Below are 23366 nucleotides of genomic sequence, written 5' to 3' on the forward strand. Positions count from 1 at the left end.
CGCCCGAAGGGATCTCTGCCGCTATCCAAACCGCGTACCATCGGCGCCATGACCGCGAAGGCGCTGGATCAGGCCGCCGCAGCCACCAGCCGCTGAGGCAGGGTAAAGGCGAAGGTACTGCCCTCACCCACCACACTTTCGATTTCCAGATGCGAGTCATGGTGACTCAGCGCATGCTTCACGATAGCGAGGCCCAAACCGCTCCCGCCGGTTTCCCGCGAGCGGGCTTTATCCACCCGGTAGAATCGCTCCGTTAAGCGGTGAATATGTTGCGGTTCAATCCCCTCGCCTTTATCAGTCACTTCCAGTCGCGGACCGGCAGGCGAACGATACCAGCGAACCAGCACCTGGGCATTTTCCGGCGTATGCTTGACCGCATTGTAAACCAGGTTGGAAATCGCACTACGCAGTTGATCTTCATCACCCAATACCTTGAGTGACGGATCGACATCGAAAGTAAACAATTGCTCATTACCGCCGTTCAGCGAGATCGCCTCTTTTTCCAGAATATCCAGCATGGCCGGAACATCAATGATCTCTTCCAGCTCGATATTCGGCGCGGCTTCAATCTTCGACAGCGTCAGCAGCTGCTCGACCAGCGAATTCATCCGCAGTAGCTGCTCGGTCATCACCCCGTGTGCCTTGTCCCACATCGGGCCAACCAACATTTCGGGATCTTTGGACATTTCCAGATAGCCCTGCAACACCGTCATCGGCGTGCGCAGCTCATGGGAAACGTTGGCAAAGAAGTTACGGCGCATACCTTCAAGCTGCTTCACCTTGGACACATCCCGCACCACCATCAGGTATTCCCCTTCGGTGTAGTGCATGATCCGCAGCTCAAGCGTCCGGTCATAATTGAGCGGCGAGGTAATTTCCAGCGGCGTGTCAAAAGACTGCTTAGCCAGATAGCGGACAAAGTCCGGGCTGCGCAGCAGATTACTGATCGGCTGTCCGGCATCGTCGGGCCAACGGAACCCTAACAAGTGTTGCGCCAGCTTATTGCACCAGACGATATTGCCTTCACTGCGAAAGACCACCACGGCATCTGGCAGGGATTCCGCACCATTGCGGAAACGGCGGATCAGGGTCGCCAGCTCTTTACGACGGCGACGGTTGCGTTGCTGCAAGCGGTAAATTCCGTTAAACAGCGGCTCCCAGCTCCCAGAGCCGGAAGGCGGGGTCAGGCTGCGCTCTTTCCACAGCCAGTTCGACATTTTCAACTGATTATGAAAATGCCAGATCAACTGGATCCAGGTCGCCACCAGCAAAAACCAGGGCATATAACCAAAGATCCAACCGAGGGCAATCCAGGGCAGGTAGAAGAAAGCCAGTTCCCAGACCAGCTTTTTCCACGACAGCCGTTCAACCATTGAGGACTCCATTGACGCAGCAGCCCCGGGGCGCTGCTGCGTTCAAACGATAACGATAGTTTATGGGGCTAGGTACGAGTAGAGAAGCGGTAGCCTGCGCCGCGCACCGTCTGAACCATTTTGTCATGACCGGTGCTTTCCAGGGCTTTGCGCAGACGACGAATGTGCACATCCACCGTTCGATCTTCAACGTACACATTGGTGCCCCAGACATTGTTCAGCAGTTGCTCACGGCTGTAGACACGCTCCTGGTGCGTCATGAAAAAGTGCAGCATTTTGAACTCGGTCGGTCCCATGTCCAGTTGCTCTTCATTCGACGTCACCCGGTGAGAAACCGGATCCAACTTCAGTCCCTGTACGTCAATGACGTCATCCAGGGAGGTCGGGGAAACCCGACGCATCACCGCTTTCAGGCGTGCCATCAGCTCTTTCGGCGAGAATGGCTTGGTGATGTAATCATCGGCGCCGGCTTCCAGGCCACGCACCTTGTCTTCTTCTTCGCCACGTGCCGTCAGCATCACAATCGGGATCTGGCGGGTCATTTCGTCACGTTTCAAATGCTTGATCAGATTGATCCCTGAGCCGCCCGGCAACATCCAGTCCAAAACAACCAGTTCCGGATAGGGTTCGCATAGCTTGTCCAGTGCCGCGTCATAATCTTCGGCTTCAATGGCCTCGTAGCCCTTCTGTTCAAGCACGAAACACAGCATCTCGCGGATCGGCGCTTCATCCTCTACAACAAGAATCCGTCTAACCATAATGATGAATACCTAGTAGTTGTTGTCTGTCGAGCGACATTATGTGTTCTTATTATGACACTTTTGTGACTTTTTACGATAAAAAGCGCATCTCGCCAGCTGGCAGTACCAGTGGGGATGCGCTTCAGTTTTGATGAAATGTTTTATGATTTATCAATCAGTTATAAAAACAGACCTTTAACCTTTGACGGCAATCCGGCTGCGGCCGCCACCCTGCGCTTCCACCGCGACCTGTACCCCGATCCGCTCCACCAGTGTGCCGACATGCGAGATCACGCCAATCTGACGGCCATCAGCCTGCAAGGCATCCAGACAGGCCAGTGCCATTTCCAGACTGTCCGGATCCAGCGTGCCGAAGCCCTCATCAATAAACAATGATCCCAATTGACGGGTATCGGCTGCCAGAGACGCCAGCGCCAGCGCGAGGGCCAGCGAGACCAAGAAACTCTCCCCACCGGAGAGCGACTCCACGCTGCGAACTTCATCGCCCATATCATGGTCGACCACCTGCAGCGCCAGCGGGCTGCCCGGCACGGGTTGCAGGGCGTAGCGCGGTGCCAGATCCTGCAAGTGTTCATTGGCCAGCAGCACCAGTTGCTGCAAGGTCAGCCCCTGCGCCAGAGTCCGGAACTTGTTGCCGGTCGCCGAGCCAATCAACTCACTCATTTTCAGCCACAGCTCGGTTTGCGCCTGCTGGCGGCTCAGTGCTTCGGTCAGTGCCCCGGCCTGTTGCTCGGCCTGCTCGCCCTGAGCCAGCCGCTGGCGGTGCTGGAACAACTGCTCTTCCTGCGCCTGCTTTTGCTGCTGCCACGCTTCCAGCTGCCGGGTTTGTTCAGTGGCTTCCTCACTGATTTCATGACGGGCAAACCATTGACGGGCCAGCTCAGCCTGAGCCTGATGCTCTGCCACGGCCTGCTCGCGCTCAGCCAGCAGGGTCTGCGCCGCTGAGACTGCCTGCTCAATCGCTTTCAGCGCCTGACGCTCCTGCGCCAGCCAGGTGTCTTCTTTGCTCAGCAACTGCATCAGTTGATGCTCGTTGAGTCCCAGTTTCTGTTGCCAATCCAGCCAGCGCCGCACGACTTCACGGTGCTGGGCCTGAGTCTCCAGAAGTTGTTGCTGACTGCTGATGCGGGTCGACTCGGCGGCCGCCAATGCTTCCCCGGCCTGACGTTGGGTCGCTTCGGCCTCTCCCAGCGCCTGCTGCGCCGAATCAATCGCCGCTTTATGGCGGTGCTCAAGGGGTTCGAGATCCGCCTCTCCCACCAGTGCCTGTCGCTGTTGCCACAGTTCAGCCGCCTGCTGGCGCAGTTGGCTCGCCTTGTGCTGGCCATCACTGAGCTGATGTTGCAAGCCCGTCAGCGCGGTATGGCACTCGGCCAGCTTGGGTGCCAGCTCGGTCAGCTGTTTCTCCACGTCCCGCAGCGCCTGTTGGCTGTCCAGGAACTGCTCAACCTGATATTTCAGCTGCTGGATATATTGCTCTGCACCCTGCTGGCGCAGCATGTCCAGCCACTGATCATCGCCGTATTGTTCGTTCAGCGCCCGGGCGCGGGAATCCAGAATTTCATGCTGGGTCTGGCTCTGCTCATCGAGCGATGCGAGACGTCCCTGCCACTGGGTCGCCTGTTGCTCAAGCTGGTGCTGAATTTCCTTCAGTTCGGCTTCGGCACGCTGCACCTGCTGGAGCTGCTGTTGCCACTGGCGGACCTGACGGATCTGAACCTGGCGCTGCTCCAGACCGGCCTGCAACTGTCGCAGCTCCTGATGTGTCTGCTCAACAGCCTGCTGCCAATGCCCCATCTGTTGCTCCAGCTGATCGCGATCGCTGCCCTGTTGGAGTGTCTCCAGTCCTTCCAGCTGGCTGAAGTGGGCTGTCAGCTGGTCAAACAGTTGCGCAATAAACTGCTTGAGCTGCTGAAGATCCTGATTGATCCCCACCAGCCGCTGTTGGCACTGTGGCAGTTGCTGCAACAAATGCTGACGCTCTCCTTCCCCGGCCTGGCGCTGCTCGGCCAGCGCCTGCAACCGCTGGCGCAGCGAGTGCAACATCCCCTCCACAGCCGGATGCTGCTCGGCATAAGGGTGATCCAGCGCGCCGCACAACGGGCAGGGCTCATCGTCTTTGAGCTGGCTGCGGTACTCGCTCAGGTTCACCACCGCCATGCTTTGCTGGTAGGCATACTCAGCTTCCTGGTATTGCGTCGCCAGGGTCGCCAATTCAGGCTCCAGAACCGCCAGCCGCTGCTCGGCCTGGCGCTGATAGTCCAGCCACTCCTGCTGCTCAGCCACCAGCTTGTTTTTTTGCTGCAACACAGCGCCCCACTCTTTGAGGCCGGACATCGCTTGGTGCAAGGTGTCACGCTGTTGCTGCAACTCACTGAACCGCTGCTGGGCTTCGTATTGGGCCTGCTCCAGCACGGCAGCATCCTGCCCGGACAACAGAGCATCGAGTTCCGCTTGTTGTTGCGACAATGCCTGCATCTGCTGGGTCAGCACCGCCGAGTCCTGCTGATAGCGCAGCTGCTCCTGCTGGATCTGCTGCTTTTCCTGGCTCAGCCGTACCAGGCTGCGGTGAGCGCTGAGGTATTGATCCAGGTTGTCCAGCACCGGCTGATACTGCTCGGCGACCCCGGCCAGCGCCTGATGTCGCTCCAGCATCAACGCCAGATGCTGCTGACGTTGGTGCAGGTCTCGTTGCTGCTGTTGGTATTGCTGCTGGCGCTGCTGATGCTCAGCCAGCGTCTGCGTCTGTTGCCGAGCCTGCTGCTCAATTTCGTCCAGCTGTTGCTGCAAACCACTGTGCTGCAAATCCATCGCCGAAGCCTGTTTCAGCTTCGGCTCCAGTGCCTGCCACGCCTGCTGGGCCGCATTCAATTTCTGTTTTGCCGCCTGCACAGCCCCATCACTGTCGAGCAAAACCTGCTGGTTATGCTGTTTGGTCTGCTCGGCCTGCGCCAATGCTTTTTCCAGTCGCGAAAGCTGGAGCTGAGTGTGCTGCAACTGAGCAAAATCAGCCGCCGCCGGCTGGGCTTTTTCAATCAGGGTCAGCTGCTCATACCGTGGCGCGGCCTCAGTCTGTGATTGCTGCGCCGATGCCAGCGCCTCCCGGGTGTCTTCAACCCGGCTCGCCAGCACCGCGTCATTGCGCAGCACCTGACGGTGACCCGCCAACGCGTTGATCTGCTCATCCAATTGGCTGATCGCCTGCTTCAGGGCGTCCACCTGCTCACCGAGCTGCTGTTTCTCTTCTTCACTCAGCAAGGCAATATCGCCCAGCTTGGCCTGCAACTGATCGAGTTGTTGTTTTTCTTCCCGGGCCCGCTCATAAGCGGCCACAGACAAGCGGCCATAAATTTCGCCGCCGGTCATGCGCTCCAGTAATGCCGCCCGCTCATCGGCGCCGGCTTTCAGAAAAGCTGCAAACTCCCCCTGCGGCAACATCACCGCACGACGGAACTGATCAAACGACAGGCCGATCAGACGTTCAATCTCGATCTGCAATTCCTGTTTTTTGCCGGCAAAACGCTGCCCGGTCTCGATGTTTTCCAGCCATTGCTCCGAAGCCTGAATCCGACCATCCGCCCGGCCACGGGCCCGCCGCACCGCCCAGTGCGCCCGCCAGTGGGTGCCGTCATTGGCGACAAAATCAACTTCAGCAAACCCTTCCGCTTTGCCGCGCGAGAGAATACTGCGCACATCATTGGCTTTGATCCGTCCGGCATCGTCATCGCGGCCGATTTCGGCATCATTTTTTTTATTCGACTGCAGGCGGGGAATGCGGTCATACAAGGCCAGACAAATGGCATCGAGCAAAGTCGATTTTCCGGCCCCGGTTTTGCCGGTGATGGCAAACAGACCCGCATCGCCGAGCCGGCCGTTGGCAAAATCAATCTCGAATTTATGTTGTAAACTGGCGAGGTTCTCGCCACGTAGCGCTAAAATTTTCATGGTGATACTCATCCACGACTGTTGGTGACAGCGTCTGATTTACCGCTTGTTCGTTGTTTTTATTTAAATTTTCGGATGCAGCGTTTAGTTGTTTTGGTTGTATTCTGGCCGCTGCGCCTCAGGTGTCTTGCTCTTCCAGCTGGATCAGCAGATGCTCGAACGCCGACGCCATGGCCTGATCCGGCTTACCCTCGTATTTTTGATTCCAGCTCAGGGCAAACACCTGCTGGGGCGAGACATCGGACAGTCGGCGATGGGCCAGCGTCTCCTGCTGTGCCTGCTGGCGATAATGCGGGGTAATCTTAGCCAACCGGACGGCTTTGCCTTCCAGCGCCGTCAGCACTTTCTCGCGCAGCAGCGCCTGCGGTTTATCCAGCAGCACATGCACTTCGAGAAACGGCTGCTGCTCGCGCGGGGCCTCATCGACCTGCAACGCCGACAGCTCATCGAGCACCTGTTCAAGCGGTGCCGGAGAAGCCGGGACTTTGAGCATGTCGACTACCCGTGGCACGGCAATCGGGGTGATCTCGTTGACTTGCGCGCCGTCAAGTTCCACCAGCACCACCTGATGGTTATAACCACGCTCGGACATCGACAGCGGCAATGGCGAGCCGCTGTAGCGAATATGCTCCTGTTTAGCGACTCGCTGGGCCAGGTGGAGGTGACCCAGGGCGACATAGCTGATATCGTCAGCAAAAATCGACGCCGGTAGCGCATGCTGATTACCGCCGAGCACCCGACGCTCGGACATTTCAGACAGCTTGCCGGAGGCCATGTAGGCGTGCCCCATACCAATCAGCGCCTGATGATCCGATTGTTGCGTCCGCGCCGCGTCAGTCATCTCCCGGTAGAGGATTTCCACCCCTTTGATCAGGCGATCGTCATCCGCATCTAAATCTTCTGTACGCAAGTCGGCACTGCGCAGGAATGGCACCGCCAGCACCCAGGCCGCCTGCTCGCCGTGCTTGTCCGTCAGCGGCACCAGCATGCGCTGGTGATCCAGGTTGCCGTCGGCATCGCGGTGGATCCCGCCCACCATGTGCAAATCAAAGGCTTTGAGCAGTTCGTGCGGCGCATCGAGCTTACTCGGCGAGTCATGGTTACCGCCGATCATCACCACATCCAGCGCCGGCATCGATTTCGCCAGCCGGGCCATAAAGCGGTAAAGCATCCGCCAGGCACTGGCCGGCGGGTTCGCGGTATCAAAAATATCACCAGCCACCAGCAGGGCATCCACCTGATGTTGCTCCAGGGTGTCAGCCAGCCAGTCAAGAAATGCCTGGTGTTCGTAATCGCGTGGATAGCCATGCAGCTGATGGCCGAGGTGCCAGTCGGAAGTATGGAGAATTTTCATCGTCGGAAACGGGTTGCTCATCAGAAAAACTGCCTCCGATTGTACCTGACTCCACAGTTTTCCCAACCCCGAAACCCGCCGGTTTGATGTCAGAAAGTCTGCGACAAATCGCACCTGATGCAATAAGATTGACAGCCCAATGCTCAACCTAGGATGTGTAACCTCCATGATGTGGTTTAAAAACGTACTGACCTATCGCTTTAGCCGTGAGATCGAACTCAACCCGGATCAGCTGGAAAAGCAGCTGGAAGAATTTCGCTTTACCCCGTGCGGCAGCCAGGATATGCAGAAATTCGGCTGGGTCCATGCGCTGGGGAAGCACGGTGATCTATTCACCCATGTCGTTGGTGACAGCATTCTGATCTGCGCTCGCAAAGAAGAAAAAATGCTGCCGTCTTCCGTGATTAAAGAATCGCTGAGCGAGAAAGTCGAAGCGATGGAAGTCGAGCAGGGGCGCAAGCTGAAGAAAAGCGAAAAAGATACCCTGAAAGATGAGATCGTGATGGATCTGCTGCCGCGTGCATTCAGCCGTCGCCAGCAAACCTATGCGCTGATCATGCCAAAACAAGGCTTTATCCTGGTCGATGCCGGCAGCTTCAAGAAAGCCGAAGATCTGCTGGCGCTGCTGCGCAAATCAATCGGCAGCCTGCCGGTGGTGCCGGTCACCGCTGAGAAACCGGCCGAGCTGACCATGACCGAGTGGGTGCGCTCCGGCACCTCCCCGAACGGCTTCACCATTGGTGAAGAAGCCGAGCTGAAAGCCCTTCTGGAAGAAGGCGGCGTGATCCGCTGTAAACAGCAGGATCTGAGCTGCGACGAAATCCTGGCCCATATCGAAGCCGACAAGATGGTCACCAAACTGGCGATCAACTGGCAGGATCGGATTGATTTCATCCTCGGTGACGATCTGTCGCTCAAGCGCCTGAAGTTTGCCGATGAGCTCAAAGATCAGAATGAAGACATCGACCGTGACGATATCGCGCAGCGCATTGACGCCGATCTGTCACTGATGGCCGGTGAATTCTCGGCCTTCCTGCCGAACCTGTTCGACGAACTGGGCGGTCTGGAAGCCAAAGCTTAAGGCTGAAACCTTAACGCTCAAAACTTAGCCCTAAAATTCATGAGCGGCGCACGCATGGTGTCGCCGCTCTGCTTCAAACCCGCAGCAGCGATTCTCCCCGCCCCTGCTTTTACACCGCTCACCGCTAAACCGTCCCGACCACTTGCCAGTCCCGGCAGCCCGAGACCGCCACTTTATCCCTGTATCCATTGCCTTTGTGGGTGGGATCACAGTAAAATCCCGCCTCAACTCCGTATCCCAAGAGATGCGGCCTGATTTGCAATCAGACACTGGATAATAAGAGCTATGTTTAAACCTGAATTGTTATCGCCTGCGGGCAGCCTGAAAAACATGCGTTACGCATTTGCCTACGGTGCAGATGCCGTGTACGCCGGCCAACCACGTTACAGCCTTCGTGTTCGTAACAACGAGTTCAACCACGACAACCTGAAAATCGGGATCGACGAAGCACACGCACAGGGCAAAAAACTGTACGTGGTTTGTAACATTCAGCCGCATAACTCGAAACTGAAAACCTTCATCCGCGATTTGAAACCAATCGTCGAGATGGGTCCGGACGCCCTGATCATGTCTGACCCGGGCCTGATCATGATGGTGCGCGAAAACTTCCCGGAAATGCCGATCCACCTGTCGGTTCAGGCGAACGCCGTCAACTGGGCCACGGTTAAATTCTGGGCCTCTCAAGGCGTTGAGCGTGTCATCGTGTCGCGTGAGCTGTCGCTGGAAGAGATCGAAGAGATCCGTGAGCACTGCCCGGAAACCGAGCTGGAAGTATTCGTTCACGGTGCGCTGTGCATGGCTTACTCTGGCCGCTGCCTGCTGTCTGGCTACATGAACAAGCGTGACCCGAACCAGGGCACCTGCACCAACGCCTGCCGCTGGGAATACAAAGCTGAAAAAGCCACCGAAGATGATTCCGGCCAGATCGTGGAAGTTCAGGAAGCCTCTGCGGTGCAAATGCAAGAGCCTGAGCGTCCGGAAGTGGCGATCGGAAAAGGCAAGCCGACCGACGAAGTGATGCTGCTGAGCGAAGCGCACCGCCCGGATGAGAAAATGGCGGCGTTTGAAGACGAGCACGGCACTTACATCATGAACTCCAAAGATCTGCGTGCCGTCCAGCACGTGGAGCGTCTGACCCAAATGGGCGTGCACTCGCTGAAAATCGAAGGCCGGACCAAGTCGTTCTACTACTGTGCCCGTACCGCGCAGGTTTACCGTAAAGCGATCGACGATGCCGTCGCCGGCAAGCCGTTTGATGAGACCCTGATGGGGACGCTGGAGAGCCTGGCGCACCGTGGTTACACCGAAGGCTTCCTGCGTCGTCATACCCACGATGCGTACCAGAACTACGAGTACGGTTACTCGATTTCTGATTCCCAGCAGTTTGTCGGTGAGTTCACCGGCAAGCGCCGTGGCGATCTGGCAGAAGTCGAAGTGAAGAACAAATTCATGGTTGGCGACAGCATGGAGCTGATGACGCCGAACGGCAACGTGATCTTCACGCTGGAAGCGATGGAAAACCGCAAAGAAGAAACGATCACCGATGCCAAAGGCAACGGCCACTTTGTGTTCATTCCGGTTCCGGCCGACATGGATCTGGCCTACGGCCTGCTGATGCGTAACCTAAACTCAGGTGAGAACACCCGTAACCCGCACGGACCGAAAGACGGTAAGTAATCGCCATGGCACTGCTTATTACAGAAAAGTGCATTAACTGCGACATGTGTGATCCCGAGTGTCCGAACGAGGCGATCACCATGGGGCCGGAGATCTATGAGATTGATCCGGACCGATGCACCGAGTGTAAAGGGCACTATGAGAAACCGACCTGCCAGTCGGTGTGTCCGATCACCAACTGCATCATCCTCGACCCCGAGCATGTTGAAAGCGAAGACGAACTGCTGGAAAAGTTCGTCACGCTGCAAGGGCTGGCCTGAGCCGGTTCACTAAACAAAAAAAAAGCGCCTGCGGGCGCTTTTTGTTTTTCCGGCACCGCAGATAGAACGGTTATTTCAGCAAGGCCAGACATTGCTCCGGCGGCGCCGGTTTGGCTTTCTTGCGGGCCGTTTTTTTCTTCGGTTGCTTTTCGGTCATCAGCGGTTTCCAGGAAGCCAGCTCACCCCCGCAGCCATCGCCCGGCGGCGGCGCCTTCTGCGGGGTGCAACTCGTATCGCCTGCCGGACAGTTTAACCGGACATGGAAGTGGTAATAATGCCCCCACCAGGGCCGCACCTTGCGCAGCCAGTCCCGGTGGGTCCACTGCCGTTGACACAATTGCTCTTTAATCACCGGATGGACAAAAATCCGTGCCACCCGTTCATCCGCGGCTGCCAGTTGCACCAGCAACGCCTGCTGCTCTCCCCAGTTTTCCCGGTTGATCCGATAGTCTTTGAGATGAACCATCGGCAACGGCTGCACATCCACCAGCTCAGCGTCGCTCAAGGGCCGGTCGGCCATCTTGAGCCAGATATCGGCATCAAGCCCGGTCTGATGGCTGGCATGGCCGGATGTAAAACGTCCGCCACGCGGCATGGCAATGTCCCCGACCAGCAGTTGCCCCAGCTTTAGCTGCTGCACACCGTGCGACAAGTCATGGAGAAAGCGGATCATCTCCCGGTGGCCGTAATAGCGCCCCCGGTAGGAACGCATCACCTGATAGCCCTCCCCCTCCAGCGGCAGACTGGCCGCCCCGGCCAGACAGCCATTGTTGTAAGTGCCGATCGACTCCGACTGTCCCGGACTCGGCTGAGTCATTTTCTCCCACGGACTAGCGGCCGCACATGACGACACGCCCCAAACACACATCCAACCCACGACTATCAACCACTGCTTCACGACCCCTCCGCCCCCAAAGTTGGCTAGCTCAACTACAGCCACAGCCACAGCCACAGCCACAGCCACAGCCACAGCAGCATTCTAGAAGCATAGCAAGTTCAGCCGATGGCTCGAGCTTACAAACAAAACTGCCCGCGGTTTTTGGGACTCAGTCGTCACGCAAAAACAACGGGCAGTTCTTTTAATTAGGCGCATTCGACGCCATCTATTTGGCCATCTCGACACCATCTCGACGCAAAAAAGGCGAAGGCGGATTACTTCATCTGCTGATCCAGGTTGAGAATGGTCAGGGCGTTGCTGACACTGGTCGCCAGCACATCCACCACCCCGGAGCGCAATGCCCCCAGCAACGCCAGCGCCTTGCTGTTTTCCGCCGCCGTGACCACCACGGTCGGGATGTGGCGCAGCTCTTCCATGCTCAGGCCAATTACCCGATCACTCATCATGGTATCGGCCCGCTTGCCCTGACTGTCGAAAAAATCATATCCGGCAATATCGCCGACCACGCCCCGGCGGATCCGTGCCTCGACAATTTCCTGCGGGGTAAACCAGCCCATTTTCACCATGTGGCTGTTTTCGTTCATATCGCCGACCCCGACCAGCGCGACATCAGCGCGCCGGGCCCGGTCCAGTGTCTCTTTCACCGTGCCGTTCAGCATGATGGACTCTTTGACTTTGATGTCTTCGACATAAGCCGGTGCGTACAGGGTTTCACTGATCCCGTCATATTTTTTCGCCAGTTGGCGGCAGATATGGTCGGCATTGATGGCATTCCCGGAGCGGTGCGTGCCGCCGATACCACAGACAAAGCGGCACTTGCGGTGCGGGACCACCCCGATATGGTTGGCAATCGAGGCGATGTTCCGGCCCTGTCCGACGGTGACCACCATGTCATCATTGAGTATCGAGGCGAGGTAGCTCGACACCAGACTGGCCACCTGCTGGCGCTGGCTTTCGTCATCGGGCTGATCCAGCGCGATCAGCGCCCGCTTCAGGCCAAAGCGCTCTATCAGCTGCTGCTCCAGTTTTTCACTGAACACCGGGTGATATTTCACGGTGATTTCCACCACCCCTTCATCACGGGCGCGGCGCAGCAAGCGACCGACTTTGGCCCGGGACATACCGAACTTTTTGGAAATCTCTTCCTGGGTGGCGCCGTCCTGATAATACGCGATCGCAATTTCAGTCAGCAGATCACTGTCTACGTGCGTGGTGTCATTGGTGGCTGATGTCATCGCCTGTCCTTTCATGCCCTGCCTGTTAAACCGGGCAACATCTTACCGCGAAGCGACGCCTGGTGCGAGCCAGAGCCGACTGTCACCGTCCGCTGAGCACAGTTCATTCGGAACTATTTGATTTTACTGACATCAGTGGCTGGAAACAGGATCAAGATTTAGCACTGTTCAGACGCCATGCTTTCTGTATAATCCACATGAGAATAGATATCATTATAGTTTAAAGGAATGACCAACATGTCAGCTAACGACAAACCGACTGCCAGTGGCCCCGTGTTGCTCACGGTCAAACATATTCAGGATATTACCCCGAACTATCGCCGAATCTGCTGTACCAGCCCGGCACTGGCCCACTACCCGACGTGCAGCCAAGGTGCCCACATCAAGCTGATGTTGCCGCAACCGGGGCAGCAGGAACCGGTAATGCCGGAGATGACAGACAAAGGACCGAAATGGGCCGACCCGACGCAAAAGCCGATTCTCCGAACGTTCAGCATCCGCGACCTGCGTCGCGAGCAGCACGAGATCGATATTGATGTCGCCATGCACGGTGACCTCGGTCCGGCTTCCCGGTTCGCCCAGCACGCCAAGCCGGGTGATAAAGTCGCGATTTCCTTACCGGGCGGCCCGCACCCGATGCTCAAGCCCGCCACCCATTACTATATGGCCGGCGATTTGACCGCGGTTCCGGCGCTGAGCGCCATGCTGGAAGAGATGCCGGCAGACAGCCAGGGCTATGTCGCGATCCAGGTGGGGGATGCGCAGGATATCCAGGATCTGCCGCACCCGGCAGGGGTTGAGGTTCGATGGTTTGTCGGCGGCTCGGATAACCACCAGACGCTCATTGACAGTGTCATTGCCCAGTCACCGACATCCGACAACAGCTATTTCTGGTTTGCCGGCGAAGAGCAAATCGTCGTTGGTCTGCGCAAGCATGTTCGCCGTCATCTGGACGTGGATCGTAAGCTCGTTTACGCCGTGCCGTACTGGCGTTACGGAAAAGATGAAGAAGCCTACCACCAGCAGCGCCATGCCGTGATGGATGATGAGTCCTGAGCCACGCCCGCTTCTTCCCAAACGAAAAACCCGCATCGCTGCGGGTTTTTTCATGCTCCGGTTGCCGAGACTACGCTGAGACGGAAACCTGTGACGCCTGTTGTTTATTCAGGCTTCTCAGCAGCAACAACATACACACCGGGATCGCCAGCGTACACAGAATGGTGACCATCCCCATCTCGGGGATCCCCTGTAGCTGAGATGCTTCTCCGGTGGTCAGGTAAAGCGACGCCACTACGCTCGCCACACCGGCCGCGACATTGGTCATCGTCCCCTGATAGGACATAAACGCCGCCCGATGCTCTGGCCTCGGTACCCGCGAGGTGATCGCCGATACCGACGACGTTCGCGCTGAGCTGGCCGCCATAAAGACCATAAAGATCAGGTAAACCGGCCAGTGACCCGGCGATACAAAACCAACATAAACCACCACCGCCACCAGCAAGCTGGCCACGCAAATGGTCTGCGTCACCCAGCCACGATCCAGCAACCGGCCGCACAGCTGCATCGCGACAATACTGGCCACGCCGCCAATGAAATAAAGCACGCCGATTTGCTCACGCGGAAATGACAGGTTGAACTGAAAATAGGCAGCCAGATTCGGCACCAACAGGAAATGACCAAACATGCTGACCGCGACCAGCAACATCGCCAACACAAATGGTGCCGAGCGGAGCATTGTGGTCAACGGCGTTGCTTTCGGGGCATCTGCCGCCTTGATATGAGCCCGCATCGTCGGCATCAGCAGCCAGCAAGCCAGCGCAAGCACAAAACCCAGCAGAGAAAAGAAGAAAAAGGCCAGTTGCCAGGAGAGCCATTGCGAGATCTGCAACGACAGCGGCACAATCAGAATCGCTGCCAGCGAAAACCCGCTGGCGACAAACGCCATGGCTTTGCCACGCTCCTGGATAGCGGTGACATCAATCACCGCCGCCATCATCAGGCCAACCATCGGGCCGGAAAAACACCCGGTCAGGATAAACCACAGAAGGAGTTCATTTTGGGTCGTGGCCAGCCCGCAAACAAAGATAAACGCAGAGCGGAGGACCAGAAAAGTAATGATGGCCGTTTTCCGATCATACCGATCAAGATAAGGTGCCAGGAAGAAGCCAACCAGGGCCGAAGCAAACATGGCCCCGCCGCTGATATAGCCGATACTTTCGGTTTTCATGCCCAAATCAGCAACGAAGTCGACACCCAACGGCATCACCATCATCAAGGTGCCAATCGACACCATACTGATCAACAAAGCTAAACACAGTACAGCGCGCTTGGCGCGGGTGTAATCTTCCATTTATCCACGACCGGTTCATTCAACGAACCCGGATTGTAGCACTCCCATTCGAAACATCAATAATGAGAATTATTATCAAGTAATAATCATGCCGTATTCTCTCCGGTTACGGATGCCTGGCATGAAGAAAGGTTAAGACTTCGGATGCCGTGATCTGATAACTGACCCGGAACTGGCTTCCGGCCCGAAGGTTTGGGGTAAGATCGCTGAGCAACCGAAACGTTAAACAACCTGAGTCGATTGCAACCACTTCAGCATCCATGAAGTCAAAATAGCGCCCCACCCAGCCATACAGCGCCTTGAACAAGCTTTCTTTGGCAGAAAAAACTAAGGTCAATCTCATCGCGGGATCCCAAGGGAGCGCTGCAAGCCGCTGCCACTCCGCAACATTCACAATCCCCGGCCAGATGCTCTCAACCTGTTCTTCTTGAATCCGCTGCTCGATATCTATCCCGATCCCTTCTTGAGTGCAATCGCCCAGCCGAATGGCGCAAATCGCCTTGCCTCGGTGGTGACTAATTGACCCAATCACGCCATCTGGCCACACCGGGGCACGGTGCTGACCAATGGCAACTTCATGTTGTGAGAGCGGCAACTGAGAGAGAACATGTTTTGCCACATATCGACCGGCAAGGAACTCCGCCTTACGTTTATAGACCGCGCCATGCAGCGCTTCCGGCATGGCAATGCCCAGACGGGAAAAATACAGATCCTCATATAAAGCAGCATTGAAGGTACATTGGACGCAGTGACCATCAAAACCAGGCAACACCACCACATCCGGTGTCGAGATAAAAGCGCTTAACATCAGCAGTATCCGTCATCAATTCCAGGGCTTTAGCAGAACAGATCAATATTTGGTATGCAAGGTAACCAGAGAAATATTCTGGGACTGATCCCAGCGATCTTTCCAGCTGACCTTCACTTCAACTTGCTTCGCATCATTGGCACTGCCGAGCGTCTTGGTGCTGACCACCTGCTGCCAGTCGTACGAGATTCCAGCACGGTTTTCCGTATTCGATTCATTCCTAATGTCATCAAAAGGCTTGGCCTTCACGATTTCCATCTGACTTTCAGCAATCTGCAGTGCAATCAAACCTTTCGCAGCGACTTCACTTTTATGTTCAAAATAAACCTGCATTTTCATCATCCCCAGGATCCCAATCGAAATCACGGAGAAGGAGATCAAAACCTCCAGCAGGCTGAATCCGCTGGCTCGCTGGCTCGCATATGGCCGATTAAAAGTCACGCCAGGTTCCTTCTTTCCAATTCACATTCCCGCCCCCCGCACCAGTCGGGGTCGGCAGCAAGCCATCCCATTTATCTTTATCATAGGTCGCAACCATTGAACCATTTAGGTTGAACTCCATCCCCTCCATATCAACTGCAATCCCGCCATAGGTATACAGGGCACCGTTAATGAAGAATGCACGATTCTTATAGGGTTCTGCATGATGATCCGAGGTACATAAGCCTCCCAGCATACATGCGATCGGCATATTTGCCAGTATTGGCGGAGCTTTCTTCTTGTCGGTGATGAACTGATAAAGTAGGCCGGAAAAACCTAAATTGGCAGGAGAAAATACGATGCCATCCTGAATCACAACCAGAGCTTGAGCCCCCTTCCCTGTCATTGGTAACTCAGGGTTACTAAAATTAAACGGCAGTTGCGGCTCACCCGCCGGTGGTGTTTTCAGGTAACAGCTCCCTTCGACCCAGATTTTTTTATTGCCGTCTGCAAATGCTTTTGCAATCTGCTGGGCACAATCTTCAATAATTCCGTTTTCCGTAGAGGCTTGAATAATTTTATCTATACGTTGTTTATCGTCCCGCACACTTTTCCATTGCTCTTTCGGTACCCCGAAAAAGTCATAGAACATGTCCATATTTGGATCTTCCAGAACATCTTTTGCCAGTGCAAGGTTCGCCTTGCCGACTTCCTGAAACGTTTGATAACCCGCTTTACAGAAGAAGTCCAAATGATCATTTCGCGCTTCGGTATTGATGGCCTCAGCTGAGATACCATCAGGTAGCTGATTTTGCTGATAGCCATCTTTGTCTCTTACAATCAGTTGTATGCCCGTAACACTATCGGTATGTAAAAAATCAGCCTTGTTTTTCACCACAATAGAAATACATTCATTTTCGCCTTTGTTATTTTCATTTTTATTCGGAGTCAAAGCGAAATCCCCTGTTAGCCGGAGCTTGGACGACGTTTTAAATATACCCGGCATTGGCGAGCCGCCGCCCCCTGTCAGAGCAATATCCCGCATCACCACACGTTTGCCCCGGCCAAGAACTTCCTTGGCTTCACTACTGAGGGTATAGAGCGCGCCCGGGGTAATTTCAATAGGCGTCACGGCAACTTGCAACCGACTGGCATCAGCACTGCCATCAAAGATCAAACCGTTACAAAGAGAATAATCCCGGCTCATCGGTGTCCCTGCCGTCGTCTTGTTGACACCATAAGCGCAGGCCAGCCCCCCTTCCGCCGCCCAGTGATTTTTCTTCGCCGACAAAGTGTTCTGATAACGCATCACGGTATATTGCGCGCTATCAACTGATTGAAAGAACAGGTAACTGCCTGCTAGAGTGAGCATCAACGTCACTGTTAATGTGACAAAACCGGAAGCCCGACTAACTTTGATCATCTTCTTCATCCTAGTTCACCGCGATTACGTTAAACGTGGAAGACGTCTGATAGACGCCATCCCGAGACTGGATCCCAAGCGTGGCTGTAATTGAAGGATAACCGGATACATCAAACTGCAACTCAGTCACCGTGATAAGGTGGCTGTCTATGACCGTCTCTCCGCCCTGACACGGTGCTGCGCCTGCCGGCAAAGGGGCACCGATGCTGAGCTGTTTGGTGTAATAGTTAATGACTCCTGGTGATTCCGTATCTCTGTAGATTGTGGTGTATCGTCTCTGTGGTCCTGAGTCTTCAAACTCGTAGGCATAAGCGATGCAATCTTTTGCTGAATTTACAGACACCGGATCCGCCACGCCCGGCCATTTCACATCCCCGGCTCGCTGCCCCTCCAGACTATATCCGGCGCGGCGCAAGTCCCCGGTGATTAACTGACTCAACTCGTGAAACTCCGTATACACGTAAAGCTCTTCATTGATGCGAGAGGCGGACTTGGAACCCGACGCAAATGCAGTCGTCAGCATCAACAACACCGGTACGCCCAGCGCCGTCGCTACAACCAGCTCAATCAGCGTCATCCCTCGTGCTCGTTTAACAGGCGTCATACCCTTCAACTCCTCCTATTGCACAACGGCGCACCCGAGATTTCTTACTTAACATCACTTTAATCGCCTGCCTGGCACCCATGTCCGTGGCGGTGATCAAGTAAGTCATGGCATCACTGGCCATCCCCCTCGCCGGATCAAACCAACGCTTTTTCTCAGCATTCTGAAGCTGAAGGACAGAATACGACTCTCCGGATACCGTCAACAGTGACTGGCTATCCTGACAAGACGCCGGAGCCGCAGACACTAACGTGACCACGATACACCAACTCTGCCGGGCGGGTTGGTCCATCCCTAAGTTGTGCACATACACTTTTTCATTAACACGAATGGCTTCTGTCTTAGCCTGCTCAAGAACCATGACCAACTTGGCCGCCAGCCGATCTGACTGACTGTTCGACAACAACTGACTGAAAGACGGAACTGCCACCCCAAGCAAGATCAGCATCACGGACAACGTGATCAACAACTCAAGTACAGTGAAGCCATGAAGTGCGCTCCATTTTTTCATGCAACCTCCCGCTCACATATAAATCAGATTGCATAAAGATTACCACTTCGTAACAATCTCCATATGGAATAACAATGGGTTATCGGGATGAGTCGATTTTTTCAAATCAAGCAATACCGCCATATACAAGCGGGTGTGACATTCATCGAATTACTGGTGGTCCTGGCGGTCATCGGGATTCTGGCTGCAATCGCCTATCCATCTTATGCAGAGCACCTGCAACGCAGTTACCGTGAAGATGCCAAAACCGGATTAGTCAAGTTACAGCTATGGATGGAAGAGCAATACAACACCAGCGGCAGCTACCCGACGAGCGTCAATAACAGTAGTTGCCCGGGCTGCAGCTTAAATACCAATCGATACAATTTCGACGCAACGTTCGGGACTGGCGCGGATACTTATGTCTTAAACGCAACGCCTAAAACCAGTGGGGATCGCTGTGGAACGCTATCGCTCAATGCCGCCGGACGCGGTAGCGCTAAACTGGGGGGAAGCGCGGTAACTGACTGCTGGTAAATGAATCGACGGCTAGGCATACGCCTTCCGTGAACCGCTAACCGCTAACCGCTAACCGCTAACCGCTAACCGCTAACCGTGAAAATTAAACAACAAAAAAGCCAGCTCTCGCTGGCTTTTTTCATCTAAACGATAGGCTGACGCGAATTAACCGGTCAGGTCATCAAAGAATTTCTTCACGCCGTCGAAGAAGCCTTCTGACTTTGGCTTGTGCTTCTTGGCTGCAGTGCCGCCCAGGGTTTCTTCCAGCTCCTGCAGCAGCTCCTTCTGGCGAGCGCTCAGGTTTACCGGGGTTTCCACCACCAGCTTACAGATCAAATCACCCACGGCGCCGCCGCGAACCGATTTCACCCCTTTGCCGCGCATCCGGAACATGCGGCCGGTTTGAGTTTCCGACGGCACTTTCAGGCTCACGCGGCCATCTAAGGTCGGGACTTCCACTTCGCCGCCCAGGGCTGCCATCGTGAAGCTCACTGGTACTTCGCAGTACAAGTTGTTGCCGTCGCGCTCAAAGATATGGTGCTGGGCGACATGAACCTGAACATACAGATCGCCGGCCGGTGCACCGAATTCTCCGGCTTCGCCTTCACCCGACAGACGGATCCGATCGCCGGTATCCACGCCCGCAGGGATCTTGACCGACAGCGTCTTGGTCTCTTCTTTGCGGCCCTGGCCATGACAAGTGCCACAAGGCTCTTTGATGATCTTCCCGCGACCATGACAGTGCGGACAGGTTTGCTGCACCGCGAAGAAACCCTGACGCATTTGAACTTGGCCGGCACCGTGACAGGTCCCACAAGTGGTCGCAGACGTGCCCTTCTTCGCGCCTGAGCCGTCACAAGTATCACAGCCAACCAGCGTCGGGACACGGATTTCTTTCGAACAACCGCGAACCGCTTCTTCCAGTGTCAGCTCCATGTTGTAGCGCAGATCAGCGCCACGCTGAGCGCGCTGCTGGCCGCCACGACGACCGCCACCACCGAAGATATCGCCAAAGACATCTCCGAAAATATCACTGAAGTCTGCGCCGCCGCCGAAGCCGCCGCCACCGCCCATGCCACCTTGTTCAAAGGCTGCATGGCCGTACTGATCGTACGCCGCTTTTTTCTGCGGATCGGTCAGAATTTCATAGGCCGTTTTCACTTCCTTGAATTTTTCCGCAGATTCCGCATCACCCTGATTACGGTCCGGGTGAAACTTCATTGCAAGGCGCTTATAAGCCTTCTTAATATCGCGTTCTGATGCGTCACGGCCAACGCCAAGAACTTCATAAAAGTCACGTTTTGACATACTGATCTGTCACCTGCCTTAATACAGCTACGGGCGCAAGAGTTTCCCTCCAACGCCCGCGCCTCAAATAAGATTATGAATCAACTATCTTATTTTTTATCGTCTTTAACTTCTTCGAATTCAGCGTCGACAACGTCGTCATCTTGCTTGCTTTGCTGCTGGCCTTGACCTGCATCTGCAGCTTGCGCCTGCGCTTGCTGCTGAGCAATTTCCATCAGCTTCTGAGAAGCAGCAATCAGTGCCTGAACTTTGGCATCAATCGCTTCTTTGTCTTCGCCTTTACGGGCTTCTTCAAGCTCGTTGATCGCGGCTTCGATCTTCTCTTTCTCGTCTGCTGGCAGCGCTTCACCGGCTTCTTCGATTTGCTTACGCGTACCGTGAACCAGTTGGTCCGCTTGGTTACGGGCAGCCACTAGATCTTCGAACTTCTTGTCCGCTTCTTTGTTGGCTTCCGCTTCCTGAACCATTTTTTCGATTTCGTCGTCGCTCAGACCACCAGATGCCTGGATTGTGATCTTCTGCTCTTTGCCTGTTGACTTGTCTTTCGCAGACACGTGCAGGATACCGTCCGCATCCAGGTCGAAGGTTACTTCGATCTGTGGCATGCCGCGTGGCGCTGCCTGGATGCCTTCCAGGTTGAACTGACCCAGAGATTTGTTGAAGTTCGCTTGCTTACGCTCACCTTGCAGTACGTGAATCGTTACTGCGTTCTGGTTGTCTTCAGCAGTCGAGAACACCTGGTTCGCCTTGGTTGGGATCGTGGTGTTTTTCTCGATCAGCTTGGTCATCACACCGCCCATGGTCTCGATACCCAGAGACAGCGGCGTCACGTCCAGCAGCAGAACGTCTTTCACTTCACCAGCCAGAACACCACCCTGAACCGCAGCGCCAACGGCAACCGCTTCGTCCGGGTTCACGTCTTTACGGGCTTCTTTACCGAAGAACTCAGCAACTTTGGCCTGAACCATAGGCATACGGGTTTGACCACCCACCAGGATCACGTCAGTGATGTCGCCCACAGACAGGTCCGCATCAGCCAGCGCAACTTTCAGTGGCTCCAGAGAGCGTTGAACCAGATCTTCAACCAGAGATTCCAGCTTGGCACGTGTTACTTTCACGTTCATGTGCTTCGGACCGGTGGCATCTGCAGTCACATACGGCAGGTTCACGTCAGTCTGTTGCGCAGAAGACAGCTCGATTTTCGCTTTTTCAGCTGCTTCTTTCACACGCTGCATCGCCAGCGGATCGCTCTTCAGGTTGATCCCTTGATCTTTCTTGAACTCGTCAACCAGGTAGTTGATCAGACGGTTATCGAAGTCTTCACCACCCAGGTGCGTGTCACCGTTGGTTGCCAGAACTTCAAAGGTCTTCTCGCCTTCAACTTCATCGATTTCGATGATAGAGATATCGAACGTACCACCACCCAGGTCGTAAACTGCGATAGTGCGGTCACCGCCTTGTTTGTCCAGGCCGTAAGCCAGGGCAGCAGCCGTTGGTTCGTTGATAATACGTTTTACTTCCAGACCCGCGATGCGGCCGGCGTCTTTGGTCGCCTGACGCTGTGCATCGTTGAAGTACGCAGGAACAGTAATCACGGCGCCGGTCACTTCCTCACCCAGGAAGTCTTCAGCCGTTTTCTTCATTTTCTTCAGAACTTCAGCAGATACCTGAGGCGCGGCCATTTTCTGGCCTTTCGCTTCAACCCATGCATCGCCGTTGTCTGCCTTCACGATTTTGAAAGGCATGATTTCGATGTCGCGCTGAACTTCTTCGTCTTCAAAACGACGACCGATCAGACGCTTGATCGCAAACAGTGTGTTCTCTGGGTTGGTGACCGCCTGACGTTTTGCCGGCTGACCCACTAATGTTTCACCGTCTTGAGTGTACGCGATCACTGATGGCGTTGTGCGATCACCCTCAGCATTTTCAATGACACGTGGTTTTTCACCATCAAGTACTGCTACACAAGAGTTAGTTGTACCCAAGTCAATACCAATGATTTTACCCATCAGGCTTTCTCCGAAATTCGTTAGTTCTAGTTGCCGGCCCAGAAGTGTTGAACCGGCAATGCGGACACAGCCGCAAAATTTGATGACGATGTCGTATGACTACTAGATAAGGGCAGCCAATTTGTTTTCAAGGGTGACATCGAAAAAAAATCAATAAAAAATAAAATGCCCGCCATTCAGCGGGCTTCTGAACACCGAGGCCCGCTTACGCCTGGGTATCGATGTTCCCGGCTGACGCTTTCGACACCATCACCATCGCCGGACGAACCACACGGCCGTTCAGCTCATAGCCTTTTTGCATTACCAGCATCACCGTGTTCGGCTCGTGCTCCGCGCTTTCCTGGATCGACATCGCCTGGTGGAACTCAGGGTTGAAGGCTTCACCTTGCGGGTTGATCGCCTTCAGACCGAATTTTTCAACCGTATCCATCATGGTCTTCAGGGTCAGCTCAACCCCTTCGATCATCGACTGAACCGCGGCTTCATTCTTGTCCGCCATCTCAATCGCGCGCTCCATGTTGTCAATCACCGGCAGCAACTCTTCCGCAAACTTGCTCAGGGCAAATTTACGGGCTTTGTCGATTTCCTGCTCGGTGCGACGACGCATGTTTTCCACATCAGCACGTGCACGCAACACACCGTCTTGCTGCTCGCGAACTTTGGCTTCGCTGGTCAGCAGCGCAGCTTCCAGCTCAGCAATGCGGGCTGCCTGACGTTCTTCTTCTGTCATTTCAACTACAACGTCCTCAGCAGACTCAGTCTCGGTTGCTTCAGCCGCTGCTTGCGCTTGCTTCAGCTCTTCGTCCTGTACTTTTTTCTCTTCGTTGCTCATGCGTTCGCTTCTCCGCCAA

General features: G+C 55.2%; 20 protein-coding genes. 5 read left to right on the plus strand and 15 right to left on the minus strand.

Going from position 1 to position 23366, the window contains the following annotated elements; translation table 11 throughout:
• Positions 1–68: 68 nt before the first annotated feature.
• The 4 genes from phoR to VV869_RS10250 all read right to left on the minus strand — a co-directional run bounded on the left by phoR (position 69) and on the right by VV869_RS10250 (position 7433).
• Positions 69–1373: a phosphate regulon sensor histidine kinase PhoR gene (gene phoR, locus VV869_RS10235; RefSeq protein ID WP_337734850.1), complete on the minus strand. Its 1305-nt coding sequence runs from the start codon at positions 1371–1373 to the stop codon at positions 69–71.
• A 68-nt stretch (positions 1374–1441) separates the two neighbouring features.
• A complete protein-coding gene (phoB, locus tag VV869_RS10240) occupies positions 1442–2131 on the minus strand; it encodes a phosphate regulon transcriptional regulator PhoB (protein WP_261600795.1) in 690 nt (229 codons plus the stop codon).
• 177 nt (positions 2132–2308) lie between these two features.
• Positions 2309–6079: an AAA family ATPase gene (locus tag VV869_RS10245; RefSeq protein WP_337734851.1), complete on the minus strand. Its 3771-nt coding sequence runs from the start codon at positions 6077–6079 to the stop codon at positions 2309–2311.
• Between the two features lie 118 nt (positions 6080–6197).
• Positions 6198–7433 (minus strand): exonuclease SbcCD subunit D C-terminal domain-containing protein, encoded by a 1236-nt coding sequence (locus VV869_RS10250; RefSeq protein WP_337734873.1) that lies wholly within the window; start codon positions 7431–7433, stop codon positions 6198–6200.
• A 169-nt stretch (positions 7434–7602) separates the two neighbouring features.
• Here VV869_RS10250 and rdgC point away from each other — a divergent pair, with 169 nt between their 5' ends.
• The 3 genes from rdgC to VV869_RS10265 all read left to right on the plus strand — a co-directional run bounded on the left by rdgC (position 7603) and on the right by VV869_RS10265 (position 10451).
• Positions 7603–8514, plus strand: a complete 912-nt coding sequence (rdgC, locus tag VV869_RS10255) for a recombination-associated protein RdgC (protein WP_261602910.1) — start codon at positions 7603–7605, stop codon at positions 8512–8514.
• A gap of 285 nt (positions 8515–8799) precedes the next feature.
• On the plus strand, positions 8800–10191 hold the full coding sequence (gene trhP, locus VV869_RS10260) for a prephenate-dependent tRNA uridine(34) hydroxylase TrhP (protein ID WP_337734852.1): 1392 nt from the start codon (positions 8800–8802) through the stop codon (positions 10189–10191).
• A 5-nt stretch (positions 10192–10196) separates the two neighbouring features.
• Positions 10197–10451 carry a YfhL family 4Fe-4S dicluster ferredoxin gene (locus tag VV869_RS10265; RefSeq protein WP_337734853.1) on the plus strand — a complete coding sequence of 85 codons (255 nt, stop codon included), beginning with the start codon at positions 10197–10199 and terminating at the stop codon, positions 10449–10451.
• A 70-nt stretch (positions 10452–10521) separates the two neighbouring features.
• On the opposite strand, the gene mepA is transcribed toward VV869_RS10265, so the two are convergent.
• Positions 10522–11268 carry a penicillin-insensitive murein endopeptidase gene (gene mepA, locus VV869_RS10270; RefSeq protein WP_337734854.1) on the minus strand — a complete coding sequence of 249 codons (747 nt, stop codon included), beginning with the start codon at positions 11266–11268 and terminating at the stop codon, positions 10522–10524.
• A gap of 335 nt (positions 11269–11603) precedes the next feature.
• Positions 11604–12584: a sugar-binding transcriptional regulator gene (locus tag VV869_RS10275; RefSeq protein ID WP_261600800.1), complete on the minus strand. Its 981-nt coding sequence runs from the start codon at positions 12582–12584 to the stop codon at positions 11604–11606.
• 237 nt (positions 12585–12821) lie between these two features.
• On the opposite strand from VV869_RS10275, the gene VV869_RS10280 reads away from it, so the two are divergent.
• Entirely contained in the window at positions 12822–13640 is an 819-nt protein-coding gene (locus tag VV869_RS10280; RefSeq protein ID WP_337734855.1) for a siderophore-interacting protein, read from the plus strand.
• A gap of 70 nt (positions 13641–13710) precedes the next feature.
• Here VV869_RS10280 and VV869_RS10285 read toward each other — a convergent pair whose 3' ends face one another.
• The 6 genes from VV869_RS10285 to VV869_RS10310 form a co-directional block, all read right to left on the minus strand.
• A complete protein-coding gene (locus VV869_RS10285; protein WP_337734856.1) occupies positions 13711–14934 on the minus strand; it encodes an MFS transporter in 1224 nt (407 codons plus the stop codon).
• 106 nt (positions 14935–15040) lie between these two features.
• Entirely contained in the window at positions 15041–15742 is a 702-nt protein-coding gene (locus VV869_RS10290) for a 4'-phosphopantetheinyl transferase family protein (RefSeq protein ID WP_337734857.1), read from the minus strand.
• 42 nt (positions 15743–15784) lie between these two features.
• Positions 15785–16183, minus strand: coding sequence for a type IV pilus modification PilV family protein (locus tag VV869_RS10295; RefSeq protein ID WP_337734858.1), 399 nt, complete (start codon positions 16181–16183; stop codon positions 15785–15787).
• Positions 16173–17594 (minus strand): hypothetical protein, encoded by a 1422-nt coding sequence (locus tag VV869_RS10300; RefSeq protein WP_337734859.1) that lies wholly within the window; start codon positions 17592–17594, stop codon positions 16173–16175. The genes VV869_RS10295 and VV869_RS10300 overlap by 11 nt, the downstream gene beginning before the upstream one ends.
• A 1-nt stretch (position 17595) precedes the next feature.
• Entirely contained in the window at positions 17596–18189 is a 594-nt protein-coding gene (locus VV869_RS10305) for a PilW family protein (RefSeq protein ID WP_337734860.1), read from the minus strand.
• Complete coding sequence (locus VV869_RS10310; RefSeq protein WP_337734861.1) at positions 18176–18700, minus strand: GspH/FimT family pseudopilin; 525 nt, start codon at positions 18698–18700, stop codon at positions 18176–18178. Before VV869_RS10310 ends, VV869_RS10305 begins: the two co-directional genes overlap by 14 nt.
• An 87-nt stretch (positions 18701–18787) precedes the next feature.
• Here VV869_RS10310 and VV869_RS10315 point away from each other — a divergent pair, with 87 nt between their 5' ends.
• Complete coding sequence (locus VV869_RS10315; RefSeq protein WP_337734862.1) at positions 18788–19216, plus strand: type IV pilin protein; 429 nt, start codon at positions 18788–18790, stop codon at positions 19214–19216.
• 147 nt (positions 19217–19363) lie between these two features.
• On the opposite strand, the gene dnaJ is transcribed toward VV869_RS10315, so the two are convergent.
• The 3 genes from dnaJ to grpE form a co-directional block, all read right to left on the minus strand.
• Positions 19364–20506 carry a molecular chaperone DnaJ gene (gene dnaJ, locus VV869_RS10320; RefSeq protein WP_337734863.1) on the minus strand — a complete coding sequence of 381 codons (1143 nt, stop codon included), beginning with the start codon at positions 20504–20506 and terminating at the stop codon, positions 19364–19366.
• An 89-nt stretch (positions 20507–20595) separates the two neighbouring features.
• On the minus strand, positions 20596–22515 hold the full coding sequence (dnaK, locus tag VV869_RS10325) for a molecular chaperone DnaK (RefSeq protein WP_337734864.1): 1920 nt from the start codon (positions 22513–22515) through the stop codon (positions 20596–20598).
• A 205-nt stretch (positions 22516–22720) separates the two neighbouring features.
• On the minus strand, positions 22721–23347 hold the full coding sequence (gene grpE, locus VV869_RS10330) for a nucleotide exchange factor GrpE (protein ID WP_337734865.1): 627 nt from the start codon (positions 23345–23347) through the stop codon (positions 22721–22723).
• Between the last annotated feature and the right edge of the window lie 19 nt (positions 23348–23366).

The organism is Photobacterium sp. MCCC 1A19761 (genome assembly GCF_037389125.1).
Classification (GTDB): domain Bacteria; phylum Pseudomonadota; class Gammaproteobacteria; order Enterobacterales; family Vibrionaceae; genus Photobacterium.